The organism is Chitinophaga sp. YR627 (assembly GCF_900114995.1).
In the GTDB taxonomy this organism is placed as follows: domain Bacteria; phylum Bacteroidota; class Bacteroidia; order Chitinophagales; family Chitinophagaceae; genus Chitinophaga.
The window spans coordinates 164548-179320 of sequence record NZ_FOUX01000007.1 but is presented as its reverse complement, the minus strand read 5'-3'; the positions used below and the strand labels follow the sequence as shown (position 1 = coordinate 179320).

The 14773-nt window shown below is 40.5% G+C and carries 6 protein-coding genes; 1 reads left to right on the top strand and 5 read right to left on the bottom strand.

Annotation, left to right across the window (positions count from 1 at the left end; genetic code table 11):
* Positions 1 to 82: 82 nt before the first annotated feature.
* The 3 genes from BMZ72_RS32885 to BMZ72_RS32875 form a co-directional block, all read right to left on the bottom strand.
* Positions 83 to 667, bottom strand: a complete 585-nt coding sequence (locus tag BMZ72_RS32885; RefSeq protein ID WP_089815209.1) for an RNA polymerase sigma-70 factor — start codon at positions 665 to 667, stop codon at positions 83 to 85.
* Positions 668 to 905: 238 nt separating this feature from the next.
* A complete protein-coding gene (locus BMZ72_RS32880; protein WP_089815207.1) occupies positions 906 to 3641 on the bottom strand; it encodes an SGNH/GDSL hydrolase family protein in 2736 nt (911 codons plus the stop codon).
* Between the two features lie 277 nt (positions 3642 to 3918).
* Positions 3919 to 6297: an ABC transporter permease gene (locus tag BMZ72_RS32875; RefSeq protein ID WP_089815205.1), complete on the bottom strand. Its 2379-nt coding sequence runs from the start codon at positions 6295 to 6297 to the stop codon at positions 3919 to 3921.
* 524 nt (positions 6298 to 6821) lie between these two features.
* Between BMZ72_RS32875 and BMZ72_RS32870 the strand changes: the two genes are divergently transcribed.
* A complete protein-coding gene (locus BMZ72_RS32870; protein ID WP_089815203.1) occupies positions 6822 to 8699 on the top strand; it encodes an NACHT domain-containing protein in 1878 nt (625 codons plus the stop codon).
* A 44-nt stretch (positions 8700 to 8743) separates the two neighbouring features.
* Here the strand turns inward: BMZ72_RS32870 and BMZ72_RS32865 are convergent, their stop codons facing one another.
* Entirely contained in the window at positions 8744 to 10348 is a 1605-nt protein-coding gene (locus BMZ72_RS32865; protein WP_089815201.1) for a P-loop NTPase fold protein, read from the bottom strand.
* 369 nt (positions 10349 to 10717) lie between these two features.
* Entirely contained in the window at positions 10718 to 14725 is a 4008-nt protein-coding gene (locus tag BMZ72_RS32860; protein WP_177223004.1) for a hybrid sensor histidine kinase/response regulator transcription factor, read from the bottom strand.
* Positions 14726 to 14773: the final 48 nt, after the last annotated feature.

Below are 14773 nucleotides of genomic sequence, written 5' to 3'. Positions count from 1 at the left end.
ATTGCAACGATGGCTGCTTTCATAACGTACTATATATAATAGTGTACATGAAAAGGGTGCTGCACCCTATGGGAAGAAAAAATTATTTTCGGAGCAATAGGATCTGGGCAATCGTCAGTAATGGGATACCATGGTTCCTCAGTTTACCACGGATAATGCGCAATGCCCTGTTAAGCGTGTTTTCAACCGTTTTCTTAGTAATACCGGTCCTCTCGGCGATTTCTTCATTCTTAAGCCCCAGGTTCCGGCTATAATGGAATACCAGGCGGCATTTTTCCGGCAATTCTTCTACAATACCATCAATCATATCTTTTAAAAAGCGGGCATGTAGTTGCCCCTCCTCTTCGTGGCGGTCGTCAAAAACATAGTTTTCCTTTGCGAGCAGGGCACGACGCTGCTCTTTCCGGTAGTATTTAAATACCTGGAATTTAACGGCAGTGGCCAGATAGGCAGGGAGATTCTGGATCTCATAGCTATTACGCTTCTCCCAGAGTTCAATGAATACCTCCTGCACAATGTCTTTGGCAGTATAATCGTCCTCACTGTGATTCAATGCGACGATGAGCATCCTCTTCCAATACCTGTTGTAAATCTCGTTATAGGCGCCTTTTTTGCTTTGTTGAAGGCCTTGCAACAGTTCTTCATCTGTGTATTGTCCGTATCCCATAATCAACCATCTAAGAAGAAATAACGTGTAATTATCCTCGTTTACATGACATTGGCAGAGCTTTTTACAGGTATAAGCAGCCCGGTACCTGTGTGGATCTGTAGTACAATTGCCGACAAAGGTATAAATAGTTATTGGCTTGTGGTAGTCATCTGATGATTTCGTGCTGATGGGACCCGAAAGAGGAGAAAAACCGCTCCTCCCTGAGCAGGAGAAGCGGTTTGGCAGGTTCAGTCTGCTATTGTTTGATAAATTTTAAGACCTGATCGGTCTCCGCTGATTTCAGCTGTATGAAATATACACCCGTTTGCAGGCGGTCAACTGCTACAGACTTCCCGAAAGATGTCAGCTGTAACTGACCTGAATTATTATATATTTTAATACTTACAGGTGTCTTAATCCCACTTATATAGAGTGTAGTCCGGGCCGGATTAGGATATACAGCAATACCGGTTGCCGCCGTCTCCTGATGGGCATCGGTCACCGCGAGTGGCGCAACAGCAGCTACCTGCTTTACCGTATTGGTACTCTGTGCCAGATTTACGACCGGATTGGCACTAAATACACCCGCACCATCCAGGGGTGCATAAATTTCAAGACTCGATTTAAGTAAATTACCATCCACCATCGCATTCACTTCCTCTGCCACCATACCGGAACGATAAAGGAGTAAAGTACTATAAGTCGCTGCCGGCGCATTGGCTCCATTTAAGTCGAATAAGGTGGGTACTATTTTTTCAGCTACCGAACCCTGTAACACCTTATCGACATATAAGAGTGTTTTGCCCATTGCATAATAATGCGTCAGGGTTACTTTATGCCATTGGTTGTTATTCAGCACAGTAATGCCCGGAATACCCGCAGAAGAAGCGGAAGTATAATCTATTTTACCGGCAGCATTGATCGTCAGTTTATTTTGTCCTGCCGCTGTTGTGATGACAGTCACCTGTCCTGTTGATCCGGTTTGTATATCATAAGAATAGGTAAAGGAATGCAGGATCTCTTCCGGTTTGATCTGCAATTTGTATCCGCTCGCAGGACTTAAACTCAACGAAGTACCGTTTATTTTATAGGGCTGGGTTTTACCTGCCTTCAGGGCATCAAATAAAGAAGGTACAATGGCATACTTAAACTCCTGATGTCCCGCATCATTAGGATGGAGATCATCGCTTTTATATCCGGTGGCCCATTTACCTGCTCCATTGTCAAGTGCACCCAGCAAATTTACACTGGCCACATTCCAGGAGTGGATCAACAGATTCATCTGCTTGATAAAGTTATACTCTGTTGCGGTATAATCTTCCCGACTGTAGCAATTGGTAATGATAGGTTCGATACCCTGCTGTCTTGCCTTATTGATCAGCAATTTCAGATTATCCCTGAATTGATTGAAGGTGGCTTGTCCGCCGGTAGTGATCCCTTCATTCCCTAATGACAGCGCATAGATCACATATTTACCACAAACCGGCAACAGGTCTTTATCCCATCGGTTGATGACACTAATAGTGTTATTTCCCGGTATAGAGATATTCGACACATTCCATGTTTGTCCGACGCCGCTGCCGGCACGGGCAGTCAGCAGCTGCGCATATAACTGAGCATATCCCTGGTTGTTGGTCGCGCCTGTACCGGAAGGAACAGAAGAACCCATAATGGCAATGCGGCTGGCATCTTTCGTAAGACAAGCGGGTTCAAATGCAACAGGAGTCACTTGTTCCATTTTCATCACACCCAGATAACCAAAGGAACCCTCGGTTCTGGTAACCGTCAGGTTGATATGCCCGTTGTCATCAGGCATGATGATATCTGAGGTCCAGATGGTTTTTGTATTACCATTGTAACCCGTTCCGCCCAGATCAGTTCCGGAGGTCTGTAGTGTTCCGTTGTAGAAAGTAGCACCTGTCAGCGCATACGTAGTAACGCGTTTTTCAGGATCATTCCGCGTACCGAACAAATTGAAGACATAGCCTTTTGTTTTATCCAGACCTCTTATAGAAAGATCGGATGATCCGGTTGTATAAAAATAGTCCTGAGTAGCGGTAGGAATTGCCAGATCACCCAATAACGCGGCATTCGGTGAGAGTAATCCACCATTCTGAATGCCATTGGAAAGAAAGCTGGTCGTGATCGTCATATATGCTCCTGTAGCGGCATTTGTTTTGTCTACAAAATTGACCTGCGGAGCAGTTGTGTTGATATTGGTGACATTGTTCCAGTAGTTGCCATTCTGATCGGGACTCGTTGTAATATTTCCATTGGTAACATCATTGGGTCCGAAATCAACATACACTGTTTTTAAAGGGGTAACAGGTATCCTGACCTCTTCGATCTTCAGTATACCAATGTAACCGAAAGCGCCTGCCTCTCTTTTCACTGTAATGGCGATCTGGCCTTTTACATCCGGCGCGATCGTTCCCGTAGTCAGGATGGTGCTATTATTACCATTATACCCTGTTCCGCCTAAATTAGTGCCGGAGGTCTGCAAGGTCGCGCTATAGGTTGTTTTCCCCACAAGTGTATAGTTAGACCTGCGCACTTCGGGATCATTGCGCGTAGCAAAAAATTTAAAGACATAGCCTTTACTGACATCCAGTCCCTTAATGACAAAGGAGCCCATATTGTCCGTGTGAAAATAGTCCTGCGTAGCGGTATTGATCGCAAAGTCCTTCAGCAATGCGGCATTAGGTGATAACAGGCCTCCATTCTGAATGCCGTTGGAGCTGAATCCGGCGGTAATATTGATAAATACCCCCGAAGATGCATTCCTGTTCGTTACCAGGTACACTGACGATGCTGTTGTAGCCGTATTGGTAACATTATTCCAGTAATTACCATTGACGTCAGGACTGTTGGTAACGTTCCCATTCGTGACGTCATTCGGGCCGAAATCTACATAAAAGGTTCTGAGGGCCTGGGCATAGGCGCCAGTGCTGATAACACAAAAAAGTAAGAGATAGAGCAATAGTTTTTTCATGGTTTAATTTTTAGGTGAGTGGACAGACCGGTATAATCTGATGAAGGGCAGATCCGGTCAGAAACGTGGTACTGGGAGGGTTGCTTTCATATGGCTAACGACCATAAAGTGGAATCTCATGTAGCGGCAGTACGGGTAATATTGCCTCCAAATGACAGATCAAGATAAGTATTTAATGGAGTAAATAGTAAAAAATCTAAGCCCCAGATCCTGTATTAACAAAAAAGCCTCCAGCGTTAGCTGAAGGCTTTTATTATTCATTTCCTGTTATCAGTAGCTATTCGGCCCGAAGGCTTTTAACCGGATCTGCTATTGCAGCCTTTACAGACTGATAACTCACTGTCAGCAAAGCAATTGTTATAGATAAAAGACCGGCGAGTACAAACACCCACCACTGTATCCCTACCCGGTAAGAATAGCTTTGCAGCCATTGGTCCATACCCCACCAGGCGACAGGCGCCGCCACGAAAAAGGAGATGGTCACCAGTTTCACAAAATCCTTTGATAATAATCCCGTAATACTCAACACAGAGGCACCTAATACCTTTCGTACGCCAATTTCCTTGATCCTGTTTTCGGCCATATAGGTCGCCAGACCAAATAAACCAAGACAGGATATAAAAATGGTCAATCCACCGAACAAACCAGCGAGTATACTCTGGCGTCTCTCGTTTTCAAACTTCCGGGCATATTCCTGATCAACCATCCGGGGGTCAAACGCATATTCAGGATTGTATTTTTTGAATATGGTTTCTGCTTTCCGGAGATTTTCCGCTATAGCGATCTGCTTATTTAGTTTGATCTGCATCACGCTAAAACGCATAAAACTGCTTTTCGCACCGCATATCAATATCGGTCTGGTCGGTTCATAAGGACTGGTAAGAATAAAATCTTTGATCACCCCTACTATATGCCACTGAATCCCCAGATCATCTACGGTCTTTCCTATCGGGTCCTTAAATTTCATGACCTTCAATGCCGACTCATTTATAATCAGACCGGTTGAATCTGTAGAGAATTTTTGCAGATCAAAATCACGTCCCTGGGTAAATTGCAATCCCGCGGTAACACCCAGACCTTCGTCAGCTAAATACCGGTCGAAAGACGTTTTATCATTAGGGTCTTTCCCTTCCCAGTTCTGTCCCCAGCCATTACTCCATCTCTCTGTCAGCGGAGAGTTTGTTTTTGTCACAGAACTGGCCACGCCTGAACTGAGTAGCTCGTTTTTAATCAGTGCATAATTCTTAGGTATATCTCCCGTCATAAACTGGTAAACGAGATGCTCTTTATTATAACCGATATTGCGACTGCGCGCGTAGTCTATCTGTTGTTTAACAATGATTGTACAGATGATAAGAATGGTAGAAAATGTGAACTGTACCACCACCAGCAACTTCCTCGGCGTTAATACCGTATTCGCGTTCCTGAAAGTACCTTTCAACACCTTAATGGGTTGGAAAGAAGACAAATAAAAGGCAGGATAACTACCAGCCAGTAAGCCAGTGAATAATATAAACCCGATAAATGCCAGTATCGCATAGACATTCGTAAAGTCAATAAACAGCTGTTTGTCGGTCAACTGGTTATAGGCTGGCAGACATAACTGCACAACAAAGAGCGCAATACAACCAGCCAGGAAAGCCAGACAGATAGACTCCCCGATAAAATGACCGATCAATGAAGATTTCTGTGCCCCAATTACCTTTCTTATCCCTACCTCTTTTGCCCTTTTCTCGCTTCTTGCGGTGCTCAGGTTCATAAAATTGATACAGGCGATGATCAGTATAAACGCAGCTATAATACTAAACAGTTTTACAAATGTCCCACGGCCACCATTATCCTCTGCCCCATTGGTAAAGCTTGAATATAAGCGCCAGCGGTCCAGTGGATAGAGGAAAAACTGCCATTTCAGGGTTTTGGCTTCATCACTGTAACGTTGCTTCAGATCTCTTGCCTTCTGTGAAGCAGCCGCATAACTTACATTCGGTTTCAGCATCACAAAGGTGGGCGTACTGTTATCACTCCAGCCCAGGTTCTGCCCTTCTTCATATGTCAGATTGCCCCAGGGCAACAGGAAATCAAAATCAAACCGCGTGTTATTAGGCAGATCTTTGAGGATACCTGTAATGGTAAAATTACCCAGTTCTCCGACCTTTATAATTTTACCCAGTGCGTCCTCGTTATTGAATAAACTCTTCGCTGTTCTCTCCGTAACGACCACCCCGTGCACATCATTCAATGCTGTTAGCGGATTGCCTTCCAGCATCGGAAAACTGAACATTTGCAGAAACCCGGTATCAACAATATTCCCCGATTTCATTACTCTCGTCTCTCCGTGTGACAAGAGCTGGGATTTATTATTATTGACCCTTACCACACGTTCCACTTCCGGCAGATCCTTTTCGAGCGCAGGCCCCGCCGGTGCAGATACCGTATTCCAGCATGACACGTTCCCTTCTACAGATACCCTGTTCCATACTTCGTAGATCCTGTTTTTGTTTACATGGAACTGGTCATAGCTGACCTCATTTTGTATCCAGAGCAGGATCAGCATGGTGGCAGCCATCCCTATAACCAAACCGGTAATATTGATAATGGAAAAGCCTTTATTGCGGAGCATATTCCGGTAGACTATCCGAAAGAAGTTGTTGATCATAGTATGTCGATGATGTGAACAGGGCAAATTGATGCGAAGAGAGAGCCAAAAAAGTGCCAGTTCGCCTTTCTCTATGATTTACAGGACTATACCATCTGTATAAACGCAGATCTGTTCATTTTCGTCACAAAATCTGTCCGGTATTGGACAGTCTTGCATTTTCTCTCTCTTAAAGAATAATAAGATTTTATCCAACCCATTTCCAGGGAATTGGGCGACGTCAATCTCATCTAAAATGATTTGACAATTAAATATGGCGGATAAAGCTAACCAATTTCACCATTAACTAGACGGTAGAATATTCAAGCAAAAGCGGGCCTGATGTCCACATCAACTACCATATTAACCTCCTTATGACAATATTACTCCGTATATTACTATATCATGGCAGTCAATCAAATGATAATTAAAGTTTGCTATCAATTTTGTCATCGGGTAATTAACCGTGTTGCTGTTTATTGATAAAATATCATTATTTTAATTTATTTTTATTTACCCCTTTTATCTAAATCTTACAGTTAGATATGCTACCAGATATTACGAAAATTATCAATTCAGATATATTGAAAAAAAAAGTGTCCGAAACTCTCAAGAAGTTTAAACCTGAGGCCTTAGGATACAGCAAAAAAGAATTTGATAAAACAAAAATCAAATTTCCCGAATTATATGAGGAGCATTTTAAAGAAATTTGTAAATGGGCAAGTTCAATACCTTTTATAGATCTTGCAAAACCTAAGAAAACAAACGACTCCACTATAGAGTTGATAATTGCATCAGACATTGTACAATTTAATAATGGCAAGCCCGTTAAAATACAAGAAGCTGATATTTTAAATTCGGAGGACAACATTCTCCTCGTAGGTGCTCCAGGTGCAGGCAAAACAACAACATTGAAACGGCTTATTTTAAAACACCTATCCAATTTTCAATCTGCTGACTATGGAGGTCTTCCTATTTTAGTTAGGCTCAGAGATATTCCAGCTGATACTCCTTTATTTAAGTACATACTAAATATATTCAATATAGATTCATTTTATAAAACAGTCGTTTATGAAAAAACAGTAAAGAAAACAAATAAAAAAACAGGAGAAATAACTAAGAACACAATTAAAGAAGAAAAGCTTGAATTATTTGTAGGAGAAGTTCCTATTCGCAATTTCGCAGTCAATTTTCTAAACCAAGTACAATGTGTTTTAATGTTGGACGGTTTTGACGAATTAAATCAATCAGTAAAGGCAGACACGCTTAGAGAAATAGAAAATGTTGGTTTAAAGTTGCATCACTCGAAAATACTAATGACAGTACGAAAATCTGAATTAAACAAAGTAATTAATAATTTTACTTCATATGAAATCGCACCATTAACACTAAATCAAGTTAAAGAGATATCTCAAAAGTGGCTAACCAATCATCTGGGATTCCTGGAAGAACTGCAAAAAAAACCTTACAAGGACCTAGCCAACCGTCCAATATTCCTAACATTTCTGCTTATCCTATTTGAGAAATACTCTTACTTACCTACACAGCCTTCAGAAATATATGAAGATGCCACCTATTTAATTCTCAAAGAATGGGATGAACATCGAGATATTATAAGGCATTCGAATTATACAGATTTTAATACGCGAAAAAAATTAAAATTCATTTCTGAACTTTCCTATTTACTAACATATAAAATTAAACAAAAAGTATTCTCTACAAAGGACCTAGAATTCATCTATTCTGAAATTAGTGACAAATATGACTTGCCTACAAATGAGATGAAAAAAGTAGTATCTGAAATAGAATCTCATACAGGTATTATAGTTGAATCGAGCTACCGAAATTTTGAATTTAGCCACCTATCTATTCAGGAATTTCTTTGCGCTAAGCATTTAGTCAACTTACCTTATTCACAAGATACTATTAAATATTTTTTAGAATACCCAGAACCATTGGCAATTGCAATATGCATTTCCGGAGAGCCCAGTATCTGGTTTTCAAACCTAATTTTAAATAATTCATTTAGTATAGCGAAATTTGAAAGGAATAAATTAGAATACCAGTCATCCCTCAATAAGTTACTAAACCGGTTAATAATTGAATCTCCGCTATTTAAGATTTCAAAAGAATTAGGGTTTTCTTTCTTCTACCTCATTACAAACCTTTACCATGTACGGTTTTTCAAATCCATTTTGAATCAATGGTTCCAGTATAAAGGAATAAAAGAATCATTAAGCTTAATTCTAAAGGAATGTGAGGTCAAGAATACATTACGGGGAAGTTATTTAGTAAACAGAAAAAATCCCGTGCCTAGCCCTTACTTTATAGATATTCCAATCTTTGGCGAGTTACCTGAAATATTCATTGAGGAACTAATCAATAAAAAACTCATAAAAATCGATAGTAATATAGTTGTTTAGCTGACAAAAAACAACAAGGCACTATAAAAGGGAATGAAAGTCTGTCATCGCATTTCATTTTCTTCGTTTAACCTTGCATTTATTCCAATACGCTCTAATACTCGTGCCTTATAGGCTATAATAGCACATTCATACAGTGTATCAATCAATTTTGAAATGGAGAATTCAGAATTAGAAAATACCATTTTTTTATTTACAAATTCAGTTACTGAATTGTCAAAATATAATTGGCTCCCATCATATTGATTACTAAAATTCCATTTCAAATTAATTAAACAATCAATCCCGTGAATCCTCACAGTTGGAAAATAAACTTTACTCACATAGTTTGTCCGATCTAAATCATCATGTTTGATAACTTTAGTAATAAAAAGACTATCATTTCTAGCAGACAATAAATGAAATTGTTCTGCTACAAAAAGAAATACCTCCGAAATTAATTCCCATTGTGCTTTTTTCCCAATCAATTGTTTTGACATAATCTCTAATGCCCTTAAAAATGAAGAAAAATCACCATATACTAAATTCATTAACTTGAAAAATCTGAGGATTTTGATTTCTTGAGAATGAACAACCAGCTTGCTTGTTTGCAAAAAGTCAGGATGACTATTTATTGACCATAGTACGCTATCGTCTAGTCCATTTTGCTCATAATAAATAAAATCTTTTAGTTCAAATGACAAACTATATTTAACTAATTTCCGCAGAGTTATTTGATTCGATTCAATTAAATTAGAAAATATAAAACGATAGAACTCTTCCTCTCTTTCATTTTTTAGTCTCAAATCTGCTTCTCTTATAAATAGAGAAACTGCATCCATATTGCTATAGTAGAAAATATCGTAAGAGTAAAATTTATCAACATATCCATGAAAATCAACTTTCGGACCATACTTATGATGATAAATATGTTTAATATTTTCGATATCGCATACTAGTATTATATGGTCAAATTCAAACTTATTAGTTTCTAATAAGTAATCATTATGTGCCGACATTATATTCATTATCCTAAATATGTGCTCGGGGTCTATTCTATCTAAATCATCAATTATTAGGACATTTTTTTTATTATTTTTTTTTACTCCCCTTAATTCAGCGATAATAGTTCTCGTGATAAAATTATTTTCAAAGAAATTCCCCTTAATATCTAAAGACCGGTCAAGGTATTCACTCAAAACTTGACTATTTGTCTTTTTCTCCATTATTTCTTTCTCATAATCCTTATAAGACTGCAAAATCGATTCAAATATATTCCAGTTAATAAAACTTCCTATTGGATCAATATTTTTAAGTGCAACTAAAAAGAACTTCGACAAATTGAACGGCAATTGATTCAAAAAATTAGTTATCAGTTCAACTTTAGAGGTCTCAAATTTTGTAATTGAAAGATCATGGTTACAAAATAGATTCATAATTATATCCACCTTAATCAATTCAAAAATATCCTCATTGGCTGAAACGGTGTATTTGGATGGAGATATTGTTATTGCATTATATTTTTCAGAATAAGCTGAAAAAAACTCTTTGATAAAAAAGGTCTTACCTACCCCAAACTTACCGGAAAAAATGATTCTATTATTATTTTCTAATTCTAAGTGAGCCTTGAAATGAGTTGAAATATCAAGTGTATCAATTTTCCCGTGCATGTTGAATATTTAAGTTATAAAACAGATATATATCCATCTCAATATCGCAAAAATATCAGTGATAGTGCTACAGCTAGTGTATTTTTGCCTTAAACTTAATCACAAAAAAATTCATACTTAAACTGCCAATTGTAAATATTTAGAATTACATGCTGATGAACAACACATTTTTTTTAAAATGTTACCAGAAAACAAGCCACCAATTGTTAACTATACCCTTCTTGCCTAGAAAAAGCATTTATCCAAGACAATAATCGATTTTTTATTATTAACAAAAATATAAGACCTGCCAGTTATTACCATTCATAGACCAATATTTCATATCCTTAACATTATGCCTCAGATCCTTTATGGCAAACATTCTTATCATTACCCACCCTTCAACAGATCATCCACCTCCGACGTACCTGGTTTAGTCTTATTATCGGCATATTCCTTCGGTGTAACCTTAAACTGCTGCAGGAAGCATTTGGAGAAATAAGACGGCGAACTAAAGCCCGTCATATAAGCTACTTCTGTGACCGTATGCTCACCGTTCAACAGGAGCTTGGCAGCATGTTTCAACCTGACGAGCTTTATCAGTTCGTTGGGGACATAACCAGACAACGACTTCAGTTTTTTATGCAGATTCGAACGACTCATCGCCATATTGCGGCTTAGTTCTTCTACAGAAAGCTGCGGGTCGATGATACGTTCTTCAATAATGCTCACCACCTTTTCCATGAATGCTTTATCCCGGCTGTTGGTCGCCAGCACACTTACATCGCTGCTCGGTTGCTCTGAAAATTTCAGGCGGAGGTTTTCCCTCGATGCAATCAGGTTCTTTGCCACCGCCACAATATGCTTGAATTTAAACGGCTTTATGATATAGGCATCCGCACCTGCCTCTATGCCTTTCAGCTCCGATTCACTATTGCCCCTGGCAGAAAGCAGCATAAAAGGAATATGGCTGTACGCGATATTCGTTTTTACCTGCTGACATAACTCAATACCATCCATCTCTGCCATCATAATATCAGAGATTATCAGGTCGATGGAATGAGCTTCGATCAGGTCCATGGCAGCCTTCCCATTGGACGCCTTTAACACATTATAGCCTGTATCGCGAAAACTATCGGCCAGGAACCGCTGTATCGCCAGATCATCCTCTACTACTAAGATCAATGGTCTTTCGTCATCGGCGATATCGTCTTCCTGTTGAGGCTCCTGCTTAGGTCTTTGCGGTGCCGTAACCGGTAATTCCAGGGTAAAGATGGTCTGTTCTCCTTCCCTGCTCTCGACAAGCAGCTTTCCGCCGTGTTTGTCTGCCAGCGAACTGGCCAGTGCCAGCCCAATACCTGTACCACCCGGATGACGATCTTCCTGTCCTTTTCTGACGGTGGTAAAGAACTGCTTAAAGATGTTCTTCAGATCGTCTGACGGTATACCTATCCCATCATCTTCCACACTGATACAAAGCCGGGCAGACTCATTTTCAGTACCCGTCAATTCATAAACAGAGATGCTCACTTTCTGCTTTGCATACCTGAATGCATTGATCAGGAGATTGCTCAATATTTTATTCAGCACCTCAGGATCGGCAGGTAATGACAAACTGCTCACCCGGAGGCTTAATGTAAATTCAATATCCTTCTGATAAGGCAACGCGGAAAACCGGGAATAAACAGACTGCACCAACGATACTACTTCTACCTCCTCTTTCCGGATCTCATAGGCATCGCTTTCGATCCTTCTGAAGTCAAGCAGCTGATTCACCAGGTCCATCAATCTTTCTGCATTCTCATCCATTACAACCAGTTGCTGCTTTTCCTCCTGCTGCCACTTATTCATTGACAGCAGTTTCTCCAATGGTGCAATGATCAGCGATAAGGGCGTTCTTATTTCGTGCGCCATCACTGTAAAGAATTCGATCTTCCTGGCATAAAACTCCTGCTCTTCCTTATTCTTCAGGCGTTCTAATCTGATCTGGTGTTTCCTCCGGATATAGGCAGAAGAATACAGATAAACACCATAAGCAGCACCCAATGCCAGCAATACAAAAATGATGTATGCTACTGTCGTCCTGTAGAAAGGCGGCTTTATGACCACTTTCATCGTGGATTCGGTCACATCCCAGTTACTCTTATCTTCTGTTGCCTTTACACGGAACGTGTAAGTGCCTGGTGACAGATTGGTATAAGTAGCCTTTCGCTGATCGCCTACATAATTCCAGTCTGCATCAAAACCATCCATCTTATACGCATAACTTAACTTCTCCGGCGCACTGAAGTTCAACGCAGCAAATTCAAAACTGATCACTGACTGATCATGCTGTAAGACCAGTTTACGCGCATAATTGATCTGTCTGGACAGGGGGCCATCTTCCTGTATCGGCACATTTCTGTTGAACAACTGAAAGTTGGTAAAAGAGACACGGATCTTATCCGTTACAGTAGATACTTTCTCCGGATAGAATGCATTGAATCCCTTGATGCCACCGGCAAACAACTTACCATCTGACATTTTATAAAATGACTTATAGTCAAACTGGCGGCTTTGCAGATTGTCCTGTGGTGTAAAATGCCTTGCTTTATGTGTTGCAGGATCTATACTATAAATGCCGTTATTTGTGGTGATCCAGATCAGTCCTGCGTCATCCTGTCTGATGCCATACACCACATTGGCATTAATACGCGCTTTATCATTATAGGCTTCTACCTGTCTGGTACGGAAGTTATACTTATGTAATCCGCCACCGTCTGATCCTATCCAGAGATTCCCCTGGTGATCATCATATAAGCTGGTCAGCTTAACCATCCCATCTGCCGCTACGCTGTCCCATTGGTCAGTCTTTTTATTATAACATATCAGGCCATTGTTGTAGGTAGCAAACCAAAGGGTTTTATTATCATCTTCATAAATATCATAGATGATGGTGTTACTGACCCCTTCGCGGAGCACACGTGTAAAATCACGCCGTCCGCTGTCATACTGGTCCAGTCCTTTGTCTGTCCCTATCCACATGACACCGTCTCTGTCCTGATAAATACAGAAAATGTTGTCACTGTTCACGGAATGAATATCTTCCGTATGATGCTGAAAATAGGTCACCTTACCCGTCCGCGGATCAAGTACATTGATACCGCCGGCAAACAATCCAATCCAGATATTGCCTGCTTTGTCCCGCAATAAGGTGTGAATATTGTGATAGGAAAGTTTTTGCTGGTTGGGAAGAAACGGGTATTGCTGAAAGTTATGGGTAATGGTGTTAAAATATTGTAGTCCGCCGTCTTCTGTACCGATCCACAACTTTCCGGGACCGTCCTCCAGGAAAGAGCTGACAGCACGACCGGCTAAACCATTTTGCTCTCCTGTCGGGTAATACAGTTCAAAAACAGGCCCCTTCTCATTAAAATAACTGGCGCCGCCAAAGAACGTTCCTATCCACATGGTACCCGCTCTGTCAGGAAATAATGAATAGATGGCATTGTCGCTGATACTGAACGGATCGTTGCCTTTGTTGATGTACGCCGTAAATCTGTTTGTCGCAAGATCCAGCACATTCAGACCTTTCTCTGTCCCCACATATAGCTTATCAGGAGACACCTGACATATTGCGCGTACAATATCATCATTGATAGCAGCCGGATTTCCTGTATTGCGGTAAACCTGAAAACTACGCTCCACCGGATCCCATTTACACAAGCCACCATTCATGGTACCTACCCACATAACACCATCCTGTCCTTTATAGATGGCATTGATGAGATCATTACTGAGTCCGCTGTTACCTGTATACAGATGAGTAAATGTTCCGCTGGAAGGATTATAGATATCTATTCCATCTCCGTATGTGCCTACCCAGATATTCCCATCATCATCCTGTGCCACCCGGGTCACCTGATCACTGGAAAGATGTGAATTGCCTGCTTTAAAATTATGCAGGGCTTTTTTCTGCGGATCATAGCTATATAAACCATTCAGCCGCGATGTAAACCAAATGATGCCATCCTTATCCCGGATAATATCAAAAACAGTTTTCTCTTTCGGCGGACCGAAATGAGAAAACTGTTCTTTTTCCAGATCAAGTATGTAAATCCCGCTTTCAGTGCCTATCCAGAGATGTGTACTGTCTATACGGGTAATGCAATGCAAAAAGTTATTGCCGAGGGAAGTGGAGTCGTTCTTTTTATACTGAAAGTTTCTGAACTGGTATCCATCAAAACGACTGATCCCGTTTTTAGTACCAAACCAGAGATAACCCTGATCATCCTGTGCGATTGTACGCACCGTACTGGAGGGCAGGCCTTCCGCTACGGAATAGTTCCGGAAACGTATCTGCTGTCCGCTGGTCTGGTAGTAAAGGAAAATCAGGCAATAAAAGATAAACTGCTTCATCGGCACATATCTGTCCATTTCATACTGGCGGACAACACCTCATTGTAA

Coding starts and splice junctions, on each gene's coding strand:
- BMZ72_RS32880 (WP_089815207.1), bottom strand. CDS start 3,641: ATGAAAAAACTATTGCTCTATCTCTTACTTTTTTGTGTTATCAGCACT.
- BMZ72_RS32865 (WP_089815201.1), bottom strand. CDS start 10,348: ATGCACGGGAAAATTGATACACTTGATATTTCAACTCATTTCAAGGCT.
- BMZ72_RS32860 (WP_177223004.1), bottom strand. CDS start 14,725: ATGAAGCAGTTTATCTTTTATTGCCTGATTTTCCTTTACTACCAGACC.
- BMZ72_RS32870 (WP_089815203.1), top strand. CDS start 6,822: ATGCTACCAGATATTACGAAAATTATCAATTCAGATATATTGAAAAAA.
- BMZ72_RS32875 (WP_089815205.1), bottom strand. CDS start 6,297: ATGATCAACAACTTCTTTCGGATAGTCTACCGGAATATGCTCCGCAAT.
- BMZ72_RS32885 (WP_089815209.1), bottom strand. CDS start 667: ATGGGATACGGACAATACACAGATGAAGAACTGTTGCAAGGCCTTCAA.